The following is a 24,018-nucleotide window of genomic DNA, read 5'->3' on the forward strand; positions in this document are numbered from 1 at the left end:
CGCTAGGGACTATGGGCCAGTTGGCCCATAGTCCCTACCTCTCCGGCAGAGCCCGTCCTCACCACGCATCGCGGACCAGGCGCCCACGTCAGATCGAGGGCGGCGGGTTCCGGAGGTCGTCGAGGTTGATCAGCTCGGTGAGCTCGTCGGCGGCCTCGGGGCGGGGCGGCAGGCCCGGGATGTGCTGCTTGATGACCTCTTCGGTCTTGGGGTCGAGCACGATCTCGTGGGTGTCGCCGTCGCGGCCGTCGAAGCGGACCGCGACGGTCTGGAAGCCCTTGTGGCGCTGCATCTGGGTGTACATGGCGTACGCCCGGCGGTCGGCGTCGGTGAGGTCGACGCGGTCGGTGAACGGCGTCAGCAGGGCGCGGGGCCAGAGGCGGCGGGCCAGCACGACGTTGACCTCGATGCCGAGGACGCCCATCACCGCACCGATGTAGAGCAGACCCATCAGGCCCAGCGGGACCGCGAAGTCGTCGAGCATCCCTTGGTGGTGGGCGCCCGCGATGACGTTGGTGACGTACCAGGTACCGATGTGCTGGAGCAGCTGCCACAGGATCGCGATGGTGAACGCGCCGGGGGCCGCGTGGACCACGTTCTCCTTGATGCTGCGGGCCGCGGCCATCCGCAGCAGCATGGTCAAGATCAGGCCGAGGATCAGCACGGTCAGCAGTCGGAGGAACCAGGTGAACCACCCGTGGGTGGACAGGTCGCCGATCAGCTGGGTCGAGGTGAGGATCGCCGACCCGATCGACAAACCGAGGATCGCGGTACCCGCGGCCATCAGGATGAAGAGCGAGTTGACCCGGGTCATCACCGGGTGCGGACGGCTGTTGCGCGGCACCGCCCACGCGGCCGACTGGACGTTCTGCAGCGCGAGGCCGAGGCCGATCGCGCCGTACAGCGCCGCGAGCGCGCCGACGATGATGCCGCCGGTCGAGCCCTGCAGCCCCTCGGGACGGCCGAGCGCGTCACCGATGATCGGGAACTGGCCCAGGGCCGAGTCGAGCACCTTCTCCTGGAGGTCCGGGTTGCCCTGCAGGATGAAGCCGAAGATCGATGTCGCCAGCAGCAGCAGCGGGAAGATCGAGAGGAACGCGTAGAACGTCAGGATCGCCGCGAGGTAGTTGCCCTGGTCGTCGAAGAACTTGTAGAAGACCGCCAGCGGGAACCCGATCCAGCGGTTCTTGCGCTGCCCCCTGTCCAAGTCCTCGACGAAGCCCACGGCCGCAACCTATCCCGACCGTGGGCCCCGTCCGTGCAGCCCTGCCGTCAGTAGGACTTGGGCAGCCCCAGAGAGTGCATCGCGACGAAGTTGAGGATCATCTCCCGCGAGACCGGAGCGATCCGACCGAGGCGGGCGGCGACCAGCTGGTTGCCGAGACCGAGCTCGGTGGTGAGGCCGCTGCCACCGTGGGTCTGCACGGCGACGTCGAGGGTGTTGCAGGCGACCTCGCCACCGGCGTACTTGGCCATGTTGGCGTACTCGCCGGCGGTGAAGTCGTCGCCGGCGTCGTACAGCGCCGCCGCCTTCTGCATCAGCAGCCGGGCCTGCTCGAGCTCGATCTTGCACTTGGCGAGCGGGTGCGCGATCGCCTGGTGGGTGCCGATGACGTCCTTCCAGACCTTGCGGGTCTTGGCGTACTCGACGGCCTTCTCCAGGGCGTAGCGCGCCTGGCCGCAGGTCATCGCGGCGCCCATGATCCGCTCGGGGTTGAGGCCTGCGAACAGCTGCCACAGGCCGCCGTCCTCGTCGCCGACGAGCCGGTCGGCGGGGAGGCGCACGTCGTCGAAGAACAGCGTGAACTGCTTCTCCGGCGCCACGAACTCCATCGGGATGACCTGGCGCTCCAAGCCGGGGGCGTCGGTCGGCATCAGGAACAGGGCCGGCTTGAGCTTGCCGGTCTTGGCGTCCGCGGTGCGGGCCACGACCAGGATCACGTCGGCCTCGTCGACGCCGGAGATGAACGTCTTCTGGCCCTTGATCACCCACTCGTCGCCGTCGCGCGTGGCGGTGGTGGTGATCTGGTGGGAGTTCGACCCGGCGTCCGGCTCGGTGATCGCGAAGGCCGCCGTGATCTCGCCGGAGGCGATGCCCGGCAGCCACGTCTTCTTCTGCTCCTCGGTGCCGCAGCGGGTGATGATCGAGCCGACGATCGCCGGGCTGACCACCATCATCAGGAGCGGGGCACCTGCGGCGGACGCCTCCTCGAGCACGGCCGCCAGGTCGCCCATGCCGCCGCCACCGCCGCCGTACTCCTCGGGGATGTTGACGCCGAGGAAGCCGTGCTTGCCGTAGTCGAGCCACATCTCGGTGGTCTTCCCGCCCTTGGCGACGGTCTCGGCCATGTACTGGTAGCCGTACTTCGAAGCCAGGCCCTTGACGGCCTCGCGGAGCGCGATGCGCTCCTCGGTCTCGGTGAACGGGACGGTCATGCGTCTGCTCCTGCGGTGTCGGTGTTCTCGGACGGTTCGACGACGGCCAGCACGCTGCCCGCCTCGACCTGCTGGCCCTCGGTGGCGGCGAGCTCGGTGATCGTGCCGGCGTACGGCGCCGTGATGGTGTGCTGCATCTTCATGGCCTCCATCACGAGGAGGGGCTGGCCCGCCTCGACGACGTCGCCGACGGCGGCGCTGACCCGGATCACCGAGCCGGGCATCGGCGCGAGCAGCGAGCCCTCGGCCACCTGGGTGGACGGGTCGACGAAACGCGGCTTGCCCTCGAGCGCGGTGTGGCCGTCGGGGCCGTCCACGTCGATCCGGTGGCCGTCGATGGCGACCTCGTAGCGGCGGCGTACGCCGTCCACCTCGAGCTCGACCGCCCAAGTACCGGTGGTCGAGCCTGTCGAGACCGAGATGACCGTCGCGCCCTCGACCCGATAGCCCGTCCGCTCGCCCCACCACTCGGCGACGGTGTCATCGGTGAACTCCACGCGCTGCGGCTGGCTCGGCACGTTGCGGAAGCCCGGCGCGATGCGCTGCTGGATCCGCGCGGCCGCGCGGCAACTCTCCACCCAGGCCAGCGCGGCCGCAGAACGGACCGAACGCGCTTCGGCGTCGCCCCGCTGAGCGTCACCGGACCCGGTCGTGATGCCGATCGGTCCGTTCTCCGGCGCGAGCATCGCGGTCGACACGTCGCCGGAGAGGAAGTCGGGCCGGGTCAGCACGTCGATCAGCTGCTCGCGATTGGTCGTCAGGCCGTGCAGGCGGGCCTTGCGAAGGACCGCGACCATCCGCCGGGCGGCGTCGTCGCGCGTCGGAGCGTGCACCACCAGCTTCGCCAGCATCGCGTCGTAGAACGGCGACACGACCGAGCCGGAGACGAAGCCGGCCTCGACCCGAAGCCCCTCGACCTCTGGGAACTCGAAGCGGCTCAGCCGGCCGACCTGCGGGGCGTAGTCCGCCGCCGGGTCCTCCGCGTAGAGGCGGACCTCGATCGCATGACCGGCGGGGGCGCCGACGGTCGGGGACGTGGGGGCGATGACGCCGGCCGACTCCAGCTGCAGCTGGACCAGGTCGACCCCGAAGATCTCCTCGGTGACGGGGTGCTCGACCTGCAGCCGGGTGTTCATCTCCAGGAAGAAGAACGAGTCGCGGGCCGGGTCGTAGAGGAACTCGACAGTGCCGGCGCCGCGGTAGTCGATCGCCTCGGCGGCGGCGCGGGCCGCGTCATGGAGGGCGGTGCGGGTGACGTCGGGCAGCTTTGGCGCCGGCGCCTCCTCGACGACCTTCTGGTGGCGACGCTGCACCGAGCAGTCGCGCTCACCGAAGACCAGGACGCCGGACGGGTGACCGACGACCTGCACCTCGACATGCCGGCCGTTCTCGACGTACGGCTCGACGAAGACGGTGCCGTCGCCGAACGCCGACAGCGCCTCCGACTCCGCGGCCTCGATCTCGCCGGCCAGCGCGGACAGCGAGCGGACGACCCGCATACCGCGACCGCCACCACCTGCGGACGCCTTGACCAGCAGCGGCAGGTCGGCGTCGGTCGGCGAGGCGGGCGCAGTCAGCACGGGTACGCCGGCCGCGTCCATCAGCTTCTTGCTCTCGATCTTGGAGCCCATCTGCTCGATCGACTCCGGTGCGGGGCCGATCCATTTCAGACCGGCCTCCATGACCGCCCGCGCGAACGCGGCGTTCTCGGAGAGGAAGCCGTAGCCGGGGTGGATCGCGGTGGCACCCGTCCGGCGGGCGGCCTCGAGGATGAGATCGGTCCGCAGGTAGGTGTCGGTCGGCGAGGTGCCCGGCAGGTGCACCGCCAGGTCCGCCTCTCCGACGTAGGGCAGGTCGGCGTCGGCGTCGGAGAACACCGCGACGGTGTCGATGCCCAGCCGGCGGCAGGTGCGGAAGACGCGCGAAGCGATCTCCGCGCGGTTGGCCACGAGGACGCGTTGCATGCTCATTCCCATCACATCCTGAAGACGCCGAAGTTCATCGCGCCCTCGATCGGTCGGTTGTCGATGACGGACAGGCAGATGCCCAGGACGGTGCGGGTGTCCCGCGGGTCGATGACGCCGTCGTCGTACACGAGGCCGGAGAGGAACTCCGGCAGCGACTGGTCCTCGATGGCCTGCATCACGAAGTCCTTGATGCCCTGGAACCCCTCGGCGTCGAAGGGCTGGCCCTTCTTCTCCGCGGACTCACGCGCGACGATCTCCATCACGCCGGCGAGCTGGGCGGGGCCCATGACCGCGGACTTGGCCGAGGGCCAGGTGAAGAGGAAGCGCGGGTCGTAGGCGCGGCCGTTCATGCCGTAGTTGCCGGCACCGAACGACGCGCCCATGATCACCGTCAGGTGCGGGACCTGCGAGTTCGAGACCGCGTTGATCATCATCGCGCCGTGCTTGATGATGCCGCCCTGCTCGTACTCCGCGCCGACCATGTAGCCGGTCGTGTTGTGCAGGAACAGCAGCGGGGTGTCCTTCTGGTTGGCCAGCTGGATGAACTGCGCGGCCTTCTGGGCCTCCTCGCTCATCAGGACGCCGCGTGCGTTGGCGATGATGCCGATCGGGTGGCCGTGCAGCTTGGCCCAGCCGACACAGAGAGACGATCCGTAGAGCGGCTTGAACTCGTCGAACGGCTGCCCGTTGTCGGGCGAGGTGCCGTCCACGATCCGCAGGATCGCGTCGCGCGGGTCGAACGGCTCCTTGAGGTCGTCGGGGAACAGGTCGAGCAGCTCCTCGGGGTCGAGGTCGGGCTCGGCGTACGACGTGGGGTCGGGCGTGCTGCCCTTCTTGCGCCAGTTGAGCCGGGCCACGCAGCGGCGAGCGAGCCGGATCGCGTCCTGCTCGTCGAGCGCCAGGAAGTCGCTCGAGCCGGAGATCCGGGAGTGCATCTCGGCGCCGCCGAGCGACTCGTCGTCGGACTCCTCGCCGGTGGCCATCTTCACCAGCGGCGGGCCGGCCAGGAAGACCTTGGCGCGCTCCTTGACCATGATCACGTAGTCGCTCATGCCGGGGACGTACGCGCCACCGGCCGTCGAGTTGCCGAAGACGACCGAGATCGTCGGCAGCTTGGCCGCGCTCGCCCGCGTCAGGTCGCGGAAGCCGCGCCCGCCGGGGATGAAGATGTCCTTCTGCGTGGGCAGGTCGGCGCCACCGGACTCGGTCAGGTTGATCGAGGGCAGGCCGTTCTTCTCCGCGATCTCGGCGGCGCGGAAGGACTTGCGCAGCGTCATCGGGTTCAGCGCGCCGCCCTTCACGGTCGGGTCGTTGGCGATGATCATGACCTCGACGCCCTCGACCACGCCGATGCCCGCGACCATCGAGGCGCCCACGGTGAAGTCCGAGCCCCAGCCGGCCAGCGGCATCAGCTCGAGGAACGCCGAGCCCTCGTCGACGAGCAGCTCGATCCGCTCGCGGGCGGTCAGCTTGCCGCGCTCGTGGTGGCGCTCGATGTACTTGCCACCGGCCTCGACGGCCTGCTGCTGCGCCGCCCGGATGCGCTCGATCTTGGCGAGCATCGCGTCCCGCCGCGTGAGCGGCTCGGTCTCGACAGGCTCGACCTCCGGGGTCGTCACGGTGTCGGTCACTTCGCTTCTCCTTCGACGACGATCTTGATGCGTTCGAGGGTGGTGCGCATGCCGCGCTCGTTGGTGCGGCCCCGCAGCCGGCCCAGGACCAGCCAGTAGCCGCGGAGGTACCAGGCCGGGGTGAGCCGGAAGTACTCCGTCACCCGCGTGCCGTCGTTCTCGGGCTGGAGCCGGTAGCCCCAGGTGTTCATCGCCTTCTCGGCGGACAGGCCCACGGCGAACTCGAAGACCTCGCCGGGGACGCACCGGGTGACCGTGCAGGGGGTCCAGTAGACGGGGCCGACGCCGTTGCGCTTGACGTGGCCGCGGAACGTCGCGCCGACGGCCGGGCCGGTCGACCCGCGGGTCCACTTGGCCTCGAACGTCTCCGGGCTGAACTCCCCGATGCGGGTGACGTCGCTGAGCAGCGCCCAGATCTCCTGGGGCGTGGCCTTCATGTGGACCGACACCTCGCCGCTGAGCGGCTTGATCAGGCTCATCAGGCGTAGTCCAGGAGGCGGGCCGCGAGGTCGGTGAGGACCTCGGTCGCACCGCCACCGATCGGCAGGAGGCGTACGTCGCGGTAGTGCCGCTCGACCTCGGACTCACGCATGTAGCCCATCCCGCCGTGCAGCTGGACGGCCTGGTCGGCCACCCAGACGGCCGTGTCGACGGCGGTCTGCTTGGCCAGGCACGCCTCGGCGATCACGCTCTCGCCGGCGACGTACCGCCGCGCGACCTCCATCGTGTAGGACCGGGCCACCGCGACCTGGCGGTGCATCTCGACGAGCTTGGCCCGCACGACCTGGTTCTTGACCAGCGCCTTGCCGAACGTGTCGCGCTGCTTGCAGTAGTCGATGCTGAGCTGGAGGCAGCGGATCGCGTGGCCGTAGCCCATCAGCGCCAGCCAGATCCGCTCGGTGACGAACTGGTCGGCGATGTAGTAGAAGCCGTGGTTCTCCTGGCCGACGAGGTTGGTGACCGGCACGCGCACGTCGACGTACGACAGCTCGCCGGTGTCGGAGGCGAGCCAGCCCATCTTGTCGAGCTTGCGGGACACGGTGAAGCCGGGCGTGCCCTTGGGTACGACGATCAGCGAGATGCCGTGCGCCCCGCTGTCCGGGCCGCCGGTGCGGCAGGCGGTCGTGACGAAGTCGCCGCGGACGCTGGAGGTGATGAACATCTTGGCGCCGTTGATCACCCACTCGTCGCCGTCACGAACGGCCTTGGTGGTGATGCCGGCGACGTCGGAGCCGGTGCCCGGCTCGGTGATGCCGAGCGAGCCGATCAGGTCGCCGGCCAGCGTCGGGCGCACCCAGGTGTCGATGAGCTCGGGCGAGCCCGCGGCGACGATGTGCGGGATCGAGATGCCGTGCGTGTAGGCGCTGGCCAGGAAGCCGCCGGAGACACCGGCCTCCATCAGGCCCTCCTGCATCGCGGTCGCGTCGAGCAGGTCGCCCCCGTCGCCGCCGACCTCCTCCTTCACGCCGACGCCGAGCAGACCCGCCTGGGCCAGCTTCTTCTGGACCTCGCGCGGGATCTCGCCGGCGCGCTCCCAGGCCTCCATGTGGGGCATGAGCTCGCGGGCCGCGAACGCCTTGGCGGAGCTCTTCAGCGCCAGCTGCTCGGGGCTCCAGCCGTGGTCGAAGCTGATGGTCATACGAGGCCTTCCTGGATGTGGACGATGCGACTGCGGACCCACTCGCCCAGGCCCTTGGCCTGCGGGTCGAAGCGGGTGGAGGCGGCGACCCCGTCGCCGAGGAGGTCGTGGATCACGATGTTCACGGCGCCCAGGTTGGGCAGGACGTAGACGTCGATCGGCAGCTGCGCGGCCTCCGGGACCAGCTCACGGACCTTCCGCTCGCTGATCATCTTGGCCAGCCAGGTCACCCGGTCGGCGTACTTGGGGCTGCCGTCGTTCTTGATCCACAGGCCGAGGTTGGCGTTGCCGCCCTTGTCGCCGGAGCGGGCGTGGACGAACGTGCCGAGCGGCATCCGCCGGGTGAGCGTGTCGGCGGGGGCGGGGTACGGCGACGTGCGGCTCCCGATGCTGTCGTCGAGCTCGCCCGGGTCGACGTACGCCGTGGGGTCGGCGATCACCTCGCGCGTGCCGTCGTGGTGGACCACCGTGTGCTGCACGGCCGAGCGGTCGACGTACGCCGGCGTGTAGACGCCGTACGGCGTCGGCTTGCCCGGCGGCGTGGTCATCGTGAAGCCGGGGTAGCTGCCGAGCGCGAGCTCGACCACGGGGCCGGTGAACGGCTTGCCGAGCGGCTCGGGCTTCGGGTCCTTGCCGATGACGCGGAGCAGGACCGAGGCGCCCTCCTCGGTGTCGGCGTCGCCCGGGCGCATCGGGGTCTGGGTCCAGTGGACCTCCTCGGCGGTGAACACGTCGTCGAGCTGCGCACGGACCCAGGCCGCCTTCTCGTCGACGTCGAGGCCGGTGAGGACGAGCTCCATCTGGTTGCGGTAGCCGCCGAGGGTGTTGACCGCGACCTTGAGCTGCTCGGGCGGCGCGGCGCCGGTCACGCCGGAGATCTCGACGCGGTCCTTGGCCTCCTGGCGGAGCCGGATCGTGTCGAGGCGGGTCGTCACGTCGGGGTTGAGGTAGCGCGTCGACTGGATCTCGTAGAGCAGCTGCGCGGTGACGGTGTCGACCGTGACCGCGCCACCCGTGGTCTCGTGCTTGGTGATCACGGTGCTGCCGTCGGCGGCGATCTCGGCGATCGGGAAGCCGAGCTTGGCCATCGAGCGGCCCTCGCGGAACAGGTCGCGGAAGCCGGAGAAGTTGCCGCCCGTGGCCTGGGTGCCGCACTCGATGACGTGGCCCGCGACGACCGCGCCGGCCAGCTGGTCGTAGTCGGTCGGCGTCCATCCGTGGTGGGCGATGGCGGGACCGACGACGACGCTGGCGTCGGTGGTGCGGCCGGTGACGACGATGTCGGCGCCCTTGCTCAATGCGCTGGCGATGCCGAACGCGCCGAGGTAGGCGTTGGCCGTCAGCGCCCCCTCGAACAGGGCGGAGCCACGGAGGTCGTCGCCCTCGACGTACGCGATCTTGGGGGCGAGCCCGAGGCCCTGGGCGACCTCGGTCAGCTTCGTCGCCAGGCCCGACGGGTTGAGGCCGCCGGCGTTGCTGACGATCTTGACGCCGCGCTCGAGGGCGGTGCCGAGGGACTCCTCGACCTGCTTCACGAACGTACGGGCATAGCCGAGGCTCGGGTCGCGCAGCGTGTCCATGCCGAGGATCAGCATGGTCAGCTCGGCGAGGTAGTCGCCGGTGATCACGTCGACCTCGCCCCCCTCGAGCTGCTCGCGCAGCGCCGAGAGGCGGTCGCCGTAGAAGCCGGAGCAGTTCGCTACGCGCAAGCTCCCGGTGGTTGAGTAGCCCGAGCCGCTGGGCGAGGGCGTATCGAAACCGATCGGTGCGGTCATGCCTTGGCCTCCCGGCCGCCGCCGGCAGGACCCGCGAAGGCCTGCGCGATGGTCAGCCACTTCTCGGCATCGACGCCGTGGGCGACCAGGTCGGTGTCGTCGCGGTGGATGCGCTGGGTGACCAGCTGGCAGAAGTCGTACGCCGATCCGGTGACGGTCTGGGCCGCGTCCTCCGGTCCCCAGCTCCACACGTCCTCGCTCGGGGCGACCAGGTCGATCCGGAACTCCTCGGCCGGCGGGGTCAGCCCGTTGTTGGCGAAGGAGAAGTTCCGGGTGCGTACGCCGATGTGAGCGACGTGCTTGATCCGGTCGGTCGGTGCGGGGGTCAGCCCGAGGGCGTCGTACACGTCGAGCGCGTGCGCCCAGGTCTCCATGAACCGCGCGGTGGCCATCGAGGTGGGCGACATCGGCGGGCCGAACCACGGCATCTTCTGCGCGTCGGCGACCTCGCGAAGCGCGTCCGGGAGGGCCGCGCGGGCGGCATCCCAGCGCGCCAGGAGCTCGCTGGGGTTGAGCTCACCGGCGATCCGCAGCGCCTCGGTGTCGACGAACCCGGTCGGGTCCTGGAGCGCGAGCATGACCACGTCGTCCCACGCCGCCTTGCCCTCCTCGGACCCGAAGGCGCGGGCCGCGAGCACCGCGACCTCGTCGGTCCAGAGCAGGTGCGCGATCGTGGTCGCGATCGACCAACCGTCCGCAGGCGTCATGGTCGCCCACTGCTCGTCGCCCAGCGGTGCGACCGCGGCTCGGAGCGCGTCGCCCTCGTCCGTCAGGTCGGCGGCCACTGCATCGAAGACGCTCATCAGGAGTCCTTCCGGAGCGCGTCGTCCAGGACGCGCGCCCACTGGTCGAGGATGCGCCGACGCCGGGCGGCGTCGTCGCCGAGAGTGCTGGCCAGCCCGAGGCCACGCACCAGGTCGAGGGTGGCCTGCACCATCTCGCGTACGCCGGCGTGCGACTCGTCCGCACCGAGGAGCTCCACCGTCAGCCGGTGGGTGTCACGGCCGATCTTGCGCTCGAGCGGCCCGACCGCCTCGAGCAGCGCAGGGTCGGTGCGGGCGGCGACCCACAGCTCGAGGGCCGCGGTGAACACCGGGCTGGCGAAGTGCTCACCGAGCACCTCGACGACCGCACTGGTGCGCCTCCGCCCGCTGGGCAGCTTGGCGACCGCGGCCTCGAGCTCGGAGCCACGGATCTCGGTGAGGTGGGTGACCGCTGCGACCACGAGGTCGTTCTTGGTCGGGAAGTGGTGCATCAGCGCACCCCGGCTGACGCCGGCCCGCTCGGCGACCAGCGTGGTCGACGTACCGCTGAAGCCCTGCTCCACCAGCAGCTCGACGGCCGCCTCGAGCAGCCGCGCCCGCATCGCCCGGGTGCGTTCCTCCTGGGGAACGCGCGTCGGCAGGCTGGTCACGGGGACCAGCCTGCCGTCGTAGAAACAAACAGTCAAGCCTGTCTGTTAGTTCGAGTAACTACGTGTTCTGCGCACTACCCGGGTGGTAGACCGCCCGGGTAGTGCACTGGACACGTCGTTACATCACTTCGCGCTGCGCACGCCCTTGAGGCTGTCCACGCCGTTCTGGAGCAGGTAGCGCGTGACGCTGTACGCCGGGTGACGACGAGGAGCGGGCTCCTTGCCATCGCCCATCCGCCACATCTGGACGGTGTAGGCGGTCAGCTCGGTGAGGCTGTCGATCAGCTTGATGCCGGAGCGGCGGGGGCGGACGACGCTCTCGGCGGTCACGCCGGCGAGGAGGTCGCGGGGGCCGTCGGGCTCGACGGTCAGGGGCCGGCCCAGGCCGACGAGGTCGATCGCGCCGGACTCGAGCGTCGCGGCCATGCCGGAGACGGTCCGAAAGCCACCGGTGAGCATCAGCGGCAGGTCGGGCAGCTCGGCGCGGACCCGCTCGGCGTAGCCGAGGAAGTAGGCCTCGCGCTTGCGGGTGCTCTCCTTGAGGGAGTCGTCGACGCCGAGCATCGCGGCGGAGGTGTAGGTGCCGCCGGAGACCTCGAGCAGGTCGATACCGGCCTCGGCGAGCGCGTGGACGACCTCGATCGACTCGTCCTCGCCGAAGCCACCGCGCTGGAAGTCGGCGGAGTTGAGCTTGATGGCCACGGGCACCGAGGCGCCGACCTCGGCGCGCATCGCGGCCAGGATCTCCAGGACGAAGCGGCGACGCTTCTCCGGCGTACCGCCCCAGGCGTCGGTGCGCTCGTTGGAGAGCGGCGAGAGGAACTGCGAGACCAGGTAGCCGTGGGCACCGTGGATCTGCACGCCCTCGAAGCCGGCCTTCACGACGATGCGGGCGGTCTCGGCGTACCGCCGGATCAGGCCCTCGATCTCGGCGCTGGTCAGCTCGCGGGGCTTCGCGAACATGCCGCCGGCCCCCTGCAGACCGATCGGCGACGGCGCGACGGGGTGCGGGGTGAGGTTGCGCGGGGTCTGGCGGCCGGGGTGGTTGATCTGCACCCAGGCGCGCGAGCCGCCGGACTTGACGATGGCGGCCCACTCGGCGAGCTCGGCGAGGTGCCGCTCGTCCTCGACCACGACGTTGCCGGGCTCGCCGATCGCGCGGCGGTCGACCATCACGTTGCCGGTGATGGTCAAGCCCATGCCGCTGTCGGCCCAGCGGCCGTAGAGCCGGCGGATCCGCTCGCCCGGCGCGAAGTCCTGGTCGGCGAGGCTCTCGCTGAGCGCGGCCTTGGCCAGGCGGTTGGGGATCACGAAGCCGTTCGGGAGGGTGAACGGCTCAGCGAGCTTGGCGCGCTGCTCGACCGGGGAGAGCTCGGTCGCGGCGGGGGTCTGGGTGGACATGATCGCGACGGTAGTAGACTATTTGGTCTACTGGCAAGTGCCTGAGGCACGATGGAGCGGTGAGGGGCGACACACGATGACCACGGCACGCGACCGGCTGCTCGACGGAGCGGTGACGCTGACCCGCTCCCGCGGGGTGGCCGGTACGACGGTCAGCGACCTCCTCGCCCAGGCCGGCGTCGCCCGCCGGAGCCTCTACCTCAACTTCCCCGGCGGTCGGGACGAGCTGATCGCCGCCGCCATCGAGCAGCGCGGCGAGGAGATGATGACCGCCATCGAGCAGCTGTTCGCGGCGGTGCCCGACTTCCTCGAGGCGATGGACGCCTACCTCGCCCTCCAGGCCGCGGAGCTGGTCGCCAGCGACTTCTGCGAGGGCTGCCCGATCGTCGCGGCTGCCCTGGGCGGCGCCGAGGTGCCACTCGCCCGCGAGGCGGCGGGCCGGATCTTCGTGCGCTGGCAGGAGCTGATCGCCGGCGCGCTGCGTGTCTCCGGCGTGCCGGCCCACGACGCCTCGGACCTCGCCGCGCTCGTGCTCAGCAGCGCCGAGGGCGCCACCGCGATGGCGATCGCCCAGCGCTCCACGGTGCCGATCGAGCAGGTCGGCGCGCTCATGCGCCGGCTCGTCGCCGCAGCCCTCCCGGGTGCGCCAGACTGACGCCATGACGCAGACGATCCTCATCACCGGCGCGTCCAGCGGCCTGGGCGCCGAGATGGCCCGCCAGTTCGCGGCGCGCGGCTACGACCTGGCGCTGTGCGCGCGGCGTACCGACCGCCTCGAGGAGCTCAAGGCCGAGATCCTCGCCGAGCACGGCGCCCGCCGGATCGTCCTGCGGGCGCTCGACGTCAACGACCACCCGGCGGTGTTCCGGGTCTTCGCAGAGTTCGCCGACGAGCTCGGCACCATCGACCGGGTCGTCATCAACGCCGGCCTCGGCAAGGGCGCCAAGCTCGGCACCGGCCGCTTCGACGCCAACCTGCAGACCGCGATGACCAACTTCGTCGGCGCGCTCGCGCAGACCGAGGCCGCGATGGAGATCTTCCGCCGCCAGGAGCGCGGCCACCTGGTCATGGTCTCGAGCATGTCCGCGATGCGGGGCATGCCTTCGGCACTGACGACGTACGCCGCCACGAAGGCCGGTGTCGCACACCTCGCCGAGGGCCTGCGCACCGAGCTCTACGGCACCCGGCTGCAGGACAAGATCAAGGTCACCGTGCTCTATCCCGGCTACATCGCCTCGGAGATGAACGACAAGGTCGAGCAGGCGACGCCGCTGATGGCCTCCACCGAGAAGGGCGTCCGCTCGATGGTGTCCGCGATCGAGAAGGAGGTCGCCGACGCCTGCGTGCCGGCCCTCCCCTGGGCCGCGATGGCGCCGGTGATGAAGCACGCCCCGCTCGGCGTGGTGAAGAAGCTGCTCTGAGCCGATGGGCGACCAGGAGGATCTCGCGGCCCTCGCCCAGGCACGAGGCTGGAGCTGGATCGCGTCGATCCCGGCCGACGAGGTGCTGCACTCCGAGCGCGACGGCGGCGACACCCCGGTCCGCGACGCCTGGCAGTGGTACGACGGTCCCCGCCGGATCGTGTGCGGCGAGGTCGGCTGGCCCGGCAAGCGCGGCCACCGCTACGACGTCATCGTCATCGACGGCGTCGACCGGCTCCCGGACTGCGACGTCCACTGCCTGCAGGAGATGGGCAACCAGTACATCTGGGGCAACCCGATCGAGCCGGACGAGGGCACGTGGCCGCCGGAGACGTTCGTCTGGTCGACCGCGGCCAACGCCGACCGCGTCCGCGACCTCATCGACGTCGAGCTCGTCAGCCTGCTGGTGTCGCGGCGCCCCTGGGCCCTGCGGATCCGTCACGGCCGCGCAGTGCTGCAGACCAGAAGCCCGGGACGCGGACCCAGCGCCTGGGAGAAGCGCCTCTCCCTCATCGAGGCGCTCCTTGTGCGCGACACCGCTGCCGGGCGCAACCTGCCCACGCCGCCCGTCCGGGAGGACCCGGGTCCCACCGGCAACGGCGTGACCTGGCGGCCCTGACGCCCCGACGTCCGGGGGGTGCGCTCAGTCCCCCGGCTTCGCGATCGCCAGCTCGAGGCCGGAGGCGACGTGGGAGAGACCCCGGTGCTGCTTGGTCGGTACGACGGCCACCGCCGTCAGGATCAGCCACCCGACGAGGGCGAAGGCGGACAGGTCGGTGTCGACCCCCAGCAGCGCGATGGCCGGCCCGATGCCCATCGCCAGCTTGACGCTCCGCGCAGTGGGGAGCGGCAGCGGTCCGACCAGGACGGTCCGCACCGAGATCACCCACTCGCCGACCGTGCGACCGGCGAGCAGCACGATCGCGAGCTCGACCGCACCCGGTACGGCGACCTGGAGCGTCTGCCGCACATCGGGGTCGGGATGCCCACCGGGCCCGTAGACGAACCACGCGTTGTAGGCGACGGCTGTGCCGCCCCCAACCAGGACCACGAACAGCACGTCGGACAGCAGGCCGACCAGCCGCCGCCCGAGGGTGATCCGGGTGGGCAGCACGATCGGGCCGCGGCGGCGGCGTACGAACAGGGCGGCGAGCAGCGAGCCGAACAGCGCGCCCAGGGTGTTGACGACCAGGTCGTCGACGTCGAACTGGCGGTAGGCGCAGTGGTAGAGGTGCCAGACGCCGGTCTTCTGGGTCATCTCGATCAGCAGCGAGGTCGCGAACCCGAGCCCGGTCGCGACGACCACGCCGCGGCCCAGGATCTGCCGGACGTAGTAGCCCATCGGCACGAACAGCAGCACGTTCAGCGCGATCTGCAGGAAGGCCGCGTTGTGGACCAGCCCGACGCCGCCACCGGTCAGCCCCCGCAGCGAGTGCATCGGGTCGAGCACGGCGCGCTTGCAGCGGAAGTGGTGATCGGCCGGCATCGGCAGCAGCGTGTACGTCCACAGCGCCAGGCCGTAGATCGCGCCGCTCAGCAGGATCGCCAGGTCGCGCGGCTGCAGCTTGCCGTCGAGTCGATACTGGTACGCCGCCGTCGGCACCAGCAGGATGATCGCCGCGATCGTGCCCAGCCCGGTCGCGACGAGCGCGTTCATCGCCTGATCGGTCACGGCGGCGAACCTATCGGTAGGTGACCTGCTCGCGCGTGAGGTGCGGGTGCTCGTTGAAGGTGAGCAGCCGCGCGCCGGTCGGGCCGACGATGATCCGGGTGACGCCGGTGTTCACCATGACCGTGTTGAACCGCTGCCAGATCGGCGCGATCTGCTCGATGGTCGCGCCCGGCGCGACGAGCGTGGCGGCGATCGCGGCGATCACTCCCCCGCTGCTGACGACCAGCGTCGGCCCGGTCGCGTCCGCGGCGCGCTCGAGGGCACGCAGCGACCGGCCGACGAAGTCGGCGTACGTCTCGGGGTAGCCCTCGGCCCCGCTCGCCCAGTGAGCGGTCGCGACCTCGAAGTGCTGCTGGAAGGTACGCCGGTCCGCTCCGTGATCGATCGCCGCACCCGTCGCCTCCGCGTGCCGGTCGAGCACCCCGAGGTGGTCGAACTCCACCCATCCGGTGTCGACCTCCGCCGGGTCGTCGGGTAGGTCGGGCTGGTCGAGCTGGTCGAGGCCCTCGGCGATGCCCTCCCAGGTCTCGCGCTGGCGGCGCATGCCGCCGTGGATCCCATGGGCGGGGGCAGCGCCCTGCGCGGCGAGCCAGCGCCCGAGCAGCCGGGCCTGCTCGTGCCCGGTCTCGGACAGGACGTCGTAGTCGTCGGCACCGAAGGAGGCCTGGCCGTGACGGGCCAGCAGGATCAGGCCCACGTCAGGCCCCCGACCCGGACTCGGAGATGAGCCGCCGGCAGCGGCTCTCGAGGTAGCCGACGGCCGGCCCGAAGGCGGCGTACGCCTCGTTGGTCGTCTGGCCGTGGAAGTAGCGGTACCAGATCTGCTGGGCGATCACCGCGAGGCGGAAGAGCCCGAAGACCTCGTAGAACAGCCACTGGTCCTCGGTCAGCGTCATGCCGCGCGCGGCGAGGTAGTGGTCGCGGAACTGCGCGCGGGTCCACATGCCGGGGGCCGTCGTCGGCTGGCGGCGGAACATCAGGAAGAAGTCGTCGTCGTCGGGCTGCACCCAGTAGGACATCGTGCCGCCGAGGTCCATCAGCGGGTCGCCGACCGTGGCGAGCTCCCAGTCCAGCAGCGCCACGATCCGGGTCGGGTCGGCACGGTCGAGGACCATGTTGTCGAAGCGGTAGTCGTTGTGGATCATGCACTGCCCGACGTCGGCGGGCTGCCGCTCGTCGAGCCAGGCGGTGATGTCGGACCAGTCGCCCATGTCGGAGGTCGCCGCGTTGGCGAGCCGCTGGGTCCAGCCACCGACCTGGCGGCGTACGTAGCCGTCGCCCTTCGCCAGCGCCGCCAGCTCGGGCACGTCCAGCACCGGCGCGGAGTGCAGCGCGACCAGGGTGTCGCACGCGGCGCGGCAGAGCGCGTCGGTCTGCTCGGGGGAGATCTCGAAGCCGAAGTCGCGCCGCGGGATCTCGCCGTCGACCCGCTCCATGACGTAGAGCTCCGTGCCGATCGGGCTGTCGTCCTCGGCGGCGTACGCGATCATCGTGGCGACCTGCGGGAAGACCGACCGGAGGCCGGCCTGGATGCGGTACTCACGACCCATGTCGTGCGCGCCCTTCGCCTTCGTCCCGCTGGGCGGCCGGCGCAGGATCAGCTCGGCGCCCTGCTGCATGTGCAGCAGGTAGGTCAGGTTGGAGGCGCCGCCGGGGAACTGCCGCACCTGCTCGATCGGGCCCAGCCCGAGCCACTCCTCCACCGCCCCGACGTCGAACGCGTCCTCGTCGCGGACCGGCCTGCTCTCGTCACTCACCTGCGTCCTCCCCCAGCTTGCGCGCCTGCGCCCTCATGACCTGGTCGTACGCCGCCCGGTCGCTCCGCTTCAGGTCGTACGCCGCCCGCGCCTCCGGGTCCGGCACGATCAGCTCCTCCCCGCGGTCGATGCCCTCGAGGATCGCGCGCGCGATCTCCTCGGGCCCCCGCGGAGCGTTCGCGACGAGCTTGCCGATGGTCGAGACCAGCGCCGCGTCGCGACCCTGCGCACCCTCGATGAGCGCGGTGCGGAAGTAGGAGGGGCACACAACGTGCGCGCTCACGCCGTACGCCGCCAGCTCGTGGCCGGTCGTCTCCGTGAGTGCGACGACCGCGGCCTTGGTGGCGTTGTAGCCGGCCATGCCGGCGGGGTGGACGAGCCCGGCGAGCGAGGCGATGTTGACGATCCGACCGCTGCCCTGGGCCTTGAAGACCGGCGTGAAGGCGGCGGTGCCGCGGACGGCGCCGAGCAGGTTGATGTCGACCAGCCGCTGCCACTCGTCCATCCCCGACACGTCCAGACGCCCGCCGCCGGCGATGCCGGCGTTGTTGACCAGCACGTCGATCCGCCCGCGCCACGCCTCCTCGACGAGCTGACGTGCCTGCGCCCAGTCCTCGTCGCTGGTCACGTCCAGCTTGAAGACGCCGTCGCCGTACTCCCGATCGGTGCGCAGCACCGAGTGCCCGCGGTCCTCGTAGGCGTCGGCCAGCGCGGCGCCCAGCCCCTGCGCGGCTCCCGTGATCAGCACCTTCAACGGCGTCTCGTCGCTCACGCCTCCGACCCTAGAGGCAGCGGGCCATCTCGCGCTCGACCCCACTCGCGATCTCCACGGTCTCGCCGGTGAAGGCGAACCCGAGCTTGGCGTACGCCGCCTGCGCCCGCGGGTTCTCGGCGTGCACCTGGAGCCGGCTGCGCCCCAGACCCTCGCTCCGCGCCCAGCCGTGGACGTCGTCGACCAGCCTTCCCAGCAGCCCTGTGCCGCGACCCTCAGGGGCGACGTAGACGCCGACCAGCAGCACGCCGTCGTGCGCGACCGGCACGCCGGCCCAGTCGACGTCGCCGGCGCGCTCCCGCAGGCCGACCACGCAGCCGATCAACCGGTCGCCGTCGAGGGCGATCGCCTGGTACGACGCCTCCCCCTCCGCGTTGCCGGCCGCCCGGTCGATCCAGAACCGGTCCGGCTGGGCCGCCTCCTCGTCGTACGTCGCCACGAACGCCTTCGACGCGATCGGGTCGCGCAGCGCCTGCAGCCGCAGGTCACGCAGCTCGCGCCACTCGTCCGCCGCCCGTACGCCGCGCACCACCATCGCCATGACAACACCCTGCCAAAACGGCCGCCGGGTCGGCCCCCCATTTCTGGGGGACCGACCCGGCGGAGGTGATGTAACTACGTGTTGTGCTCACTTCCAGGGTGAAGGACCACCCGGGTAGTGCACTGGACACGTAGTTACACGCCGTTTCAGGCGGGGAAGGACTCGCCCTTCGCCGCCATGTCACGGAGGTACTGCGTCGGACGGAACCGGTCGCCGTACTTGTCGGCCAGCTCGTCGGCACGCTTGAGGAACGCCTCGATGCCGTAGCTGCCATCGGCCGCGTCGTAGCCCGTGATGAACTGCGCCGCACCACCGGTGGCCGGCGGGAAGCCGATGCCGAAGATGGAGCCGATGTTGGCGTGGGCGGCCGAGGTGACGACGCCCTCCTCGAAGCACTTGGCGGTCTCGAGGGCCTCCGCGAACAGCATCCGGTCCTTGACGTCAGCGATCGGGATCTGCTCCTCGGCGACCGGGAACAGCTCGGAGAGACCGGCCCAGATCGAGCCGCGCTTGCCGTCGACGTAGTCGTAGAAGCCGGCGCCACGGAGCTTGCCCGCGCGACCCGCCTCGAGCATCTTGGTGACGACGTCGCCACCCGGGTGCTTGACGAAGTTCGGGTCCTCCTCGGCCGACTTGGCGATCTTCGCCATCAGCTCGAGGTTGAGCTCGTCGGAGAGCTGGAGCACCGCGGCCGGGTAGCCGGCCTGCGTGGTGGCCCGCTCGACGGTCAGCGGGTGGACGCCCTCGGCGACCATCTGCATGCCCTCGTTGACCATGAAGCCGATGACGCGCGAGGTGTAGAAGCCCCGCGAGTCGTGGGCGATCATCGGGGTCTTCTTGATGGCCAGCGTGACGTCGTACGCCTGGGCGAGCGACTCGTCGGAGGTCTCGCCACCGCGGATGATCTCGACCAGCGGCATCTTGTCGACCGGGCTGAAGAAGTGCAGGCCGATGAAGCGCGAGGCGTCACCGTCGATGCCCTTGGCCAGCTCGGTGATCGGCAGCGTCGAGGTGTTCGAGCACAGCAGCGCACCCTCGGCGAGGAACGGGATGACCTCGTTGAAGACCTTCTGCTTGAGCTCGACGTTCTCGAAGACGGCCTCGACCACGATGTCGCAGTCCTTGGCGTCGGAGGCGTCGATCGTCGGCGTGATCCGGTTCAGGATGACGTCGGCCGCCTCCTGGGTGAGCTTGCCGCGCGAGACGGCCTTCTCGTTGATGGCGGCGGTGTAGGCCTTGCCCTTCTCGGCGGCCTCGATCGCGACGTCCTTGAGGACGACCTCGACACCCGCGCGAGCCAGGACGTAGGCGATGCCCGCACCCATCATGCCGGCGCCAAGGACGACGGCCTTCTTGGGCATGTACTTCTCGACGCCCGCCGGACGCTCCTTGCCCGCGTTGATCGAGCCGAGGTCGAAGAAGAACGCCTGGATCATGTTCTTCGCCTGCTGGCTGGTGACCAGCTCGGTGAAGTAGCGGCCCTCGATGCGCAGCGCGGTGTCGAAGTCGACGTTGAGGCCCTCGACGGTCGCGGAGAGGATCGCCTTCGGCGCCCGCATGTCGGCCTGCTTGAGCTGCTTGCGCAGCATCGGCGCGAACGCCGGCAGGAAGGCGGCGAGGGACGGGGAGGACGGCGTACCACCGGGGACCTTGTAGCCCGGCGTGTCCCACGGCTGGGTGTGCGCCTCGGGGTTGGCCTTGATCCACGCCTTCGCGGCGGGGATCAGCTCGTCCTGGGTGGCGACGACCTCGTCGATCAGGCCCTTGGCCTGGGCGGCGGCGGGCTTGAACTCCGCGCCGGTCGCGACGAACTCGGTCATCGCGGCCATCAGGCCGTGCTTGCGGGCGATGCGGGTCAGACCGCCACCACCGGGCAGCAGACCGAGCTTCACCTCCGGCAGACCGATCGTGTACTTGCCGTCCACGGCGATGCGGTGGTTGGTGGCGAGGGTGATCTCGTAGCCACCGCCGAGCGCGGCGCCGTTGATGGCGGCGACGACCGGCTTGGGCAGGGTCTCCAGCTTGCGCAGCGAGCCCTTGACCTTCTCGACCATCGCGAAGATGTCGGCCGCGTGCTCCTTGCGGACGCCCATCATGCCCTTGAGGTCACCGCCGGCGAAGAAGGTCTTCTTCGCCGAGGCGATGACGACGCCGGTGATGCTCTCCTGCTCGGCGTGCAGGCGGTCGACCGCCGCCTCCATCGAGGAGACGTAGAGGTCGTTCATGGTGTTGGCCGACTGGTTCGGGTCGTCCAGGGTCAGCGTGACGATGCCATCGGCGTCGACGTCGTACTTAACAGCGGTCTCAGTCATGTCTGTTGTCTTCCTTGTCTGTCCGCGTCTCAGACGATCTCGACGATCGTGGCGATGCCCATGCCGGCACCCACACAGAGCGTGGCGAGGCCACGCTTCTTGCCCTGACGGATGAGCTCGTCGACGAGCGTGCCGAGGATGATCGCGCCGGTCGCACCCAGCGGGTGGCCCATCGCCATGGCGCCACCGTTGACGTTGGTGACGTCCTGGGTGATGCCCATGTCCTTCATGAACCGCAGGGCGACGGAGGCGAAGGCCTCGTTGATCTCCCACAGGTCGATGTCGTCGGCGGTCAGGCCGGCCTTCTCCAGCGCCTTGCGGGCGGCCGGGGCGGGACCGGTCAGCATGATCGTCGGCTCGGAGCCGATGACGGCACCGGCGACGATCTTCGCCTTCGGGGTGAGGCCGTGCTTCTTGCCGGCCTCCTCGCTGCCGATGAGGACCAGCGACGCGCCGTCCACGATGCCCGACGAGTTGCCGGCGTGGTGGACGTGGTTGATCGCCTCGACCTCGGTGTACTTCGCCAGCGCGACGTCGTCGAAGCCGACCTCGCCGCCCTGCTGGATGAAGGACGGCTTGAGGGCCGAGAGGGACTCCACGGTCGTGTCGGGACGGACGGTCTCGTCCTTGTCCAGGATGACCAGGCCGTTCTGGTCCGTGATCGGGATGACGCAGTCGTCGTAGTAGCCGTTGGCCCACGCCTTCGCGGCACGCGCGTGCGACTGCGCGGAGAGGGCGTCGACGTCCTCGCGGGTGAAGCCCTCGATCGTCGCGATCAGGTCCGCACCGATGCCCTGCGGGACGAAGCCCGTGTCCAGGCTGGTCTTGGGGTCCTGGGCCCAGGCGCCACCGTTGGAGCCCATGGGCACGCGGCTCATCGCCTCGACGCCACCGGCGAGGATCAGGTCCTCCCAGCCGGAGCGGACGCGCGCAGCGGCCTGGTTGACGGCCTCGAGGCCGGAGGCGCAGAAGCGGTCGAGCTGTACGCCGGCGACGGTCTCGGCGAGGCCGGCCTTGATGGCGGCGACGCGCGCGATGTCCGAGCCCTGCTCGCCGATCGGGGTGACGCAGCCGAGGATGACGTCGTCGATGCCGGCGGTGTCGAGGTTCGGGTTGCGGTCCTCGATCGCGTTCATGAGCGTGACGACGAGGTCGATGGACTTGACCTCGTGCAGCGACCCGTTCTTCTTGCCTCGACCGCGGGGGGTGCGCACGTGGTCGTAGATGAATGCTTCTGCCATGACCGTCCTTGTCTGGGCTGGCTTGGTTCCGGAGCGCCGGAAGAGGCGCCGCGTGGGATGGCCGCGCAGGTTGCGACAGCCCTCCCGCTGATTGTGACACTATTAGTGTCATGGTCAAGGGCGAGGGTGGTGAAGAGGTGGCTGAGAGCGGTGTGGTCTCCCTCACGGAGCTGGCGACGCGGCTCGACCTCTCGGTCCGCACGATCCGCTTCTACCAGTCGCGCGGGCTCATCCCGCCGCCCATCCGGCGCGGCCGTTCCGGCTACTACGACGACGGCCACATCGCCCGTCTCGAGCTGATCCAGGAGCTGCAGAGGCACGGCCTCACCCTCGGCGCGATCGAGCGCTTCGTGGCCAACATCCCCCACGACGCCTCCCCCGACGAGATCGCGCTGGCGCGCACGATGGCGGCCCCGCCGCAGTCCGACGACCCGGTCGAGCTGACCAAGGCCGAGCTCGACGCCCGCAGCGGTCGCGCCCTCTCGCCCGAGGACCTCGCCACGCTCAACGCCCTCGGTGTCGTACGCCGGCGCGGGTCGGCGTACCTCGTCTTCGAGGCGCAGCTCTCCAGCGGCCTGCGCCTGCTCGACCTCGGCTTCCCCCGCGAGGTCGCCCTCGCGTCGGCCGCGATCTACCAGGAGCACGGCGAGCAGATGGCCAAGGAGCTCTGGGACGTCATCAACGACCAGCTCGCTCCGAGGTACGACGACGCCGCGCACCTGCGCGAGATCATGCTGCGGCTCCGGCCGCTGTCGGTCGGTGGCCTGGTGACGGCGTACGAGTCGGCCATCGCCCGTACGGCGCCGCCCTACCGCGGCCGCCGCAAGGACTCCTGACTCCGGCGGAGCTCAGCCCACCTCGGGCTGCACGGCGACCCCGGCCTCGATCAGGGAGTCGACGTCGGCGATGCCCCACGCGGCGAGCGCCTCACGGGTGTGCGCGCCCGGGCCCGCCGCCGGCGGCATCGAGAGCGTGGCCTGGGTGCGCGAGAAGCGCGGAGCGGGCGCCGGCTGCAGCATGCCCTCGTGCTCGACGAAGATCCCGCGCGCCTTGATGTGCGGGTGCTCGGCCGCCTCGGAGAGCTTGAGGATCGGCGCCACGCAGGCGTCGGTGCCGTCGAAGATCGCGCACCACTCGTCGCGGGTCCTGGTCTTGAAGGTGTCGGTCAGCAGGGTGCGCAGCTGCGCCGCCTGCGCCGGGTCGAAGCGGCCGAAGATGTCGGGAGCCTGGTCCTTGATGCCGAGCAGGTCGACCAGGATGTCGTAGAACTGCGGCTCGAGGGCGCCCACCGACATGTGCTCGCCGTCAGCGGTCTCGTAGATGTCGTAGAACGGCGTACCGCCGTCGAGCAGGTTGCTCGCCCGCTCCTCCTTGTGGCCGCCGCCGGCGAGGAACGCCGAGGTCATGGCGTTGAGGTTGGCGGTGCCGTCGACGATCGCGGCGTCGATCACCTGGCCCTTGCCGGACACCTTGGATTCGAGCAGGGCGGCGAGGATGCCGATGACGAGGTACGTCGACCCGCCGCCGAAGTCACCGATCAGGTTCCCCGCGAACTGCGGCTTCTCCTTGACCTGGCCCAGGCCGTGCAACGTGCCGGTGATGGCGATGTAGTTCATGTCGTGGCCGGCGGCCTGCGCCCACGGGCCGTCCTGGCCCCAGCCGGTCATCCGTGCGTAGACCAGCTTCGGGTTGCGCGCCTGGCACTCCTCCGGGCCGAGGCCGAGGCGCTCGGTGACGCCGGGGCGCATGCCCTCGACGAGGACGTCGGCCTGGGCGACCAGGTCGAGGACGGTCTCGACGGCCTTCGGGTCCTTCAGGTTGAGCGCGACGCTCGGGCGTCCCCGGTTGAGCAGGTCGTTCGAGCCGCCGGACAGCTGCTGGCCACCGGGACGCTCCACCCGGATCACGTCGGCACCGAGGTCCGCCAGGATCATGCAGGCGTGCGGGCTGGGCCCGATGCCGGCGATCTCGACGACCTTGACGCCCGCGAGCGGGCCCGTTCCCTGACCGAGCTGGTAAGTCATGGCCCGATCATGACA

The 24,018-nt window shown here is 70.5% G+C and carries 22 protein-coding genes; 4 read left to right on the forward strand and 18 right to left on the reverse strand.

The window, feature by feature from the left end; all coding sequences use genetic code 11:
• Positions 1-88: 88 nt before the first annotated feature.
• From ACYVJ3_RS08435 to ACYVJ3_RS08480, 10 genes are all read right to left on the reverse strand, one after another.
• A complete protein-coding gene (locus ACYVJ3_RS08435; RefSeq protein ID WP_460852401.1) occupies positions 89-1,225 on the reverse strand; it encodes a YihY/virulence factor BrkB family protein in 1,137 nt (378 codons plus the stop codon).
• 47 nt (positions 1,226-1,272) lie between these two features.
• A complete protein-coding gene (locus tag ACYVJ3_RS08440; protein ID WP_460852402.1) occupies positions 1,273-2,436 on the reverse strand; it encodes an acyl-CoA dehydrogenase family protein in 1,164 nt (387 codons plus the stop codon).
• Positions 2,433-4,406 carry an acetyl/propionyl/methylcrotonyl-CoA carboxylase subunit alpha gene (locus ACYVJ3_RS08445; RefSeq protein ID WP_460852404.1) on the reverse strand — a complete coding sequence of 658 codons (1,974 nt, stop codon included), beginning with the start codon at positions 4,404-4,406 and terminating at the stop codon, positions 2,433-2,435. Before ACYVJ3_RS08445 ends, ACYVJ3_RS08440 begins: the two co-directional genes overlap by 4 nt.
• A gap of 5 nt (positions 4,407-4,411) precedes the next feature.
• Positions 4,412-5,965, reverse strand: a complete 1,554-nt coding sequence (locus ACYVJ3_RS08450; RefSeq protein ID WP_460852725.1) for an acyl-CoA carboxylase subunit beta — start codon at positions 5,963-5,965, stop codon at positions 4,412-4,414.
• Positions 5,966-6,030: 65 nt separating this feature from the next.
• Complete coding sequence (locus ACYVJ3_RS08455; RefSeq protein WP_460852405.1) at positions 6,031-6,513, reverse strand: SRPBCC family protein; 483 nt, start codon at positions 6,511-6,513, stop codon at positions 6,031-6,033.
• On the reverse strand, positions 6,513-7,673 hold the full coding sequence (locus ACYVJ3_RS08460) for an acyl-CoA dehydrogenase family protein (RefSeq protein ID WP_460852406.1): 1,161 nt from the start codon (positions 7,671-7,673) through the stop codon (positions 6,513-6,515). Before ACYVJ3_RS08460 ends, ACYVJ3_RS08455 begins: the two co-directional genes overlap by 1 nt.
• Positions 7,670-9,448 carry an acyclic terpene utilization AtuA family protein gene (locus tag ACYVJ3_RS08465; protein WP_460852407.1) on the reverse strand — a complete coding sequence of 593 codons (1,779 nt, stop codon included), beginning with the start codon at positions 9,446-9,448 and terminating at the stop codon, positions 7,670-7,672. Before ACYVJ3_RS08465 ends, ACYVJ3_RS08460 begins: the two co-directional genes overlap by 4 nt.
• The gene (locus tag ACYVJ3_RS08470) at positions 9,445-10,251 is read right to left on the reverse strand and encodes a TIGR03084 family metal-binding protein (RefSeq protein ID WP_460852408.1); all 807 of its coding nucleotides are present in this window, start codon (positions 10,249-10,251) and stop codon (positions 9,445-9,447) included. Before ACYVJ3_RS08470 ends, ACYVJ3_RS08465 begins: the two co-directional genes overlap by 4 nt.
• Positions 10,251-10,862 (reverse strand): TetR/AcrR family transcriptional regulator, encoded by a 612-nt coding sequence (locus tag ACYVJ3_RS08475; RefSeq protein WP_460852410.1) that lies wholly within the window; start codon positions 10,860-10,862, stop codon positions 10,251-10,253. The genes ACYVJ3_RS08470 and ACYVJ3_RS08475 overlap by 1 nt, the downstream gene beginning before the upstream one ends.
• Positions 10,863-10,985: 123 nt before the next feature.
• Positions 10,986-12,263, reverse strand: coding sequence for an NADH:flavin oxidoreductase/NADH oxidase family protein (locus ACYVJ3_RS08480; RefSeq protein ID WP_460852411.1), 1,278 nt, complete (start codon positions 12,261-12,263; stop codon positions 10,986-10,988).
• 76 nt (positions 12,264-12,339) lie between these two features.
• Here ACYVJ3_RS08480 and ACYVJ3_RS08485 point away from each other — a divergent pair, with 76 nt between their 5' ends.
• The 3 genes from ACYVJ3_RS08485 to ACYVJ3_RS08495 are packed head-to-tail and all read left to right on the forward strand — an operon-like array spanning position 12,340 to position 14,303.
• Positions 12,340-12,918, forward strand: coding sequence for a TetR/AcrR family transcriptional regulator (locus tag ACYVJ3_RS08485; protein ID WP_460852413.1), 579 nt, complete (start codon positions 12,340-12,342; stop codon positions 12,916-12,918).
• A gap of 4 nt (positions 12,919-12,922) precedes the next feature.
• Positions 12,923-13,684 carry an SDR family oxidoreductase gene (locus ACYVJ3_RS08490; RefSeq protein WP_460852415.1) on the forward strand — a complete coding sequence of 254 codons (762 nt, stop codon included), beginning with the start codon at positions 12,923-12,925 and terminating at the stop codon, positions 13,682-13,684.
• A gap of 4 nt (positions 13,685-13,688) precedes the next feature.
• Positions 13,689-14,303 carry a hypothetical protein gene (locus ACYVJ3_RS08495; protein ID WP_460852417.1) on the forward strand — a complete coding sequence of 205 codons (615 nt, stop codon included), beginning with the start codon at positions 13,689-13,691 and terminating at the stop codon, positions 14,301-14,303.
• Positions 14,304-14,327: 24 nt separating this feature from the next.
• Here the strand turns inward: ACYVJ3_RS08495 and ACYVJ3_RS08500 are convergent, their stop codons facing one another.
• The 7 genes from ACYVJ3_RS08500 to ACYVJ3_RS08530 all read right to left on the reverse strand — a co-directional run bounded on the left by ACYVJ3_RS08500 (position 14,328) and on the right by ACYVJ3_RS08530 (position 21,979).
• Positions 14,328-15,356 (reverse strand): VanZ family protein, encoded by a 1,029-nt coding sequence (locus ACYVJ3_RS08500; RefSeq protein ID WP_460852418.1) that lies wholly within the window; start codon positions 15,354-15,356, stop codon positions 14,328-14,330.
• A 10-nt stretch (positions 15,357-15,366) separates the two neighbouring features.
• A complete protein-coding gene (locus ACYVJ3_RS08505; protein ID WP_460852420.1) occupies positions 15,367-16,053 on the reverse strand; it encodes a histidine phosphatase family protein in 687 nt (228 codons plus the stop codon).
• Between the two features lies 1 nt (position 16,054).
• Positions 16,055-17,113, reverse strand: a complete 1,059-nt coding sequence (locus ACYVJ3_RS08510; RefSeq protein WP_460852421.1) for a phosphotransferase family protein — start codon at positions 17,111-17,113, stop codon at positions 16,055-16,057.
• On the reverse strand, positions 17,106-17,885 hold the full coding sequence (locus tag ACYVJ3_RS08515) for an SDR family NAD(P)-dependent oxidoreductase (protein ID WP_460852422.1): 780 nt from the start codon (positions 17,883-17,885) through the stop codon (positions 17,106-17,108). Before ACYVJ3_RS08515 ends, ACYVJ3_RS08510 begins: the two co-directional genes overlap by 8 nt.
• A gap of 10 nt (positions 17,886-17,895) precedes the next feature.
• Positions 17,896-18,426: a GNAT family N-acetyltransferase gene (locus ACYVJ3_RS08520; protein ID WP_460852424.1), complete on the reverse strand. Its 531-nt coding sequence runs from the start codon at positions 18,424-18,426 to the stop codon at positions 17,896-17,898.
• Positions 18,427-18,572: 146 nt separating this feature from the next.
• Positions 18,573-20,738, reverse strand: coding sequence for a 3-hydroxyacyl-CoA dehydrogenase NAD-binding domain-containing protein (locus ACYVJ3_RS08525; protein WP_460852426.1), 2,166 nt, complete (start codon positions 20,736-20,738; stop codon positions 18,573-18,575).
• Positions 20,739-20,767: 29 nt separating this feature from the next.
• A complete protein-coding gene (locus ACYVJ3_RS08530) occupies positions 20,768-21,979 on the reverse strand; it encodes an acetyl-CoA C-acetyltransferase (protein WP_460852428.1) in 1,212 nt (403 codons plus the stop codon).
• A 137-nt stretch (positions 21,980-22,116) separates the two neighbouring features.
• Between ACYVJ3_RS08530 and ACYVJ3_RS08535 the strand changes: the two genes are divergently transcribed.
• Positions 22,117-22,815, forward strand: coding sequence for a MerR family transcriptional regulator (locus ACYVJ3_RS08535; protein ID WP_460852429.1), 699 nt, complete (start codon positions 22,117-22,119; stop codon positions 22,813-22,815).
• A gap of 12 nt (positions 22,816-22,827) precedes the next feature.
• Here the strand turns inward: ACYVJ3_RS08535 and ACYVJ3_RS08540 are convergent, their stop codons facing one another.
• On the reverse strand, positions 22,828-24,003 hold the full coding sequence (locus ACYVJ3_RS08540) for a CaiB/BaiF CoA transferase family protein (protein ID WP_460852432.1): 1,176 nt from the start codon (positions 24,001-24,003) through the stop codon (positions 22,828-22,830).
• Positions 24,004-24,018: the final 15 nt, after the last annotated feature.

It is taken from the genome of Nocardioides montaniterrae, from assembly GCF_054782655.1.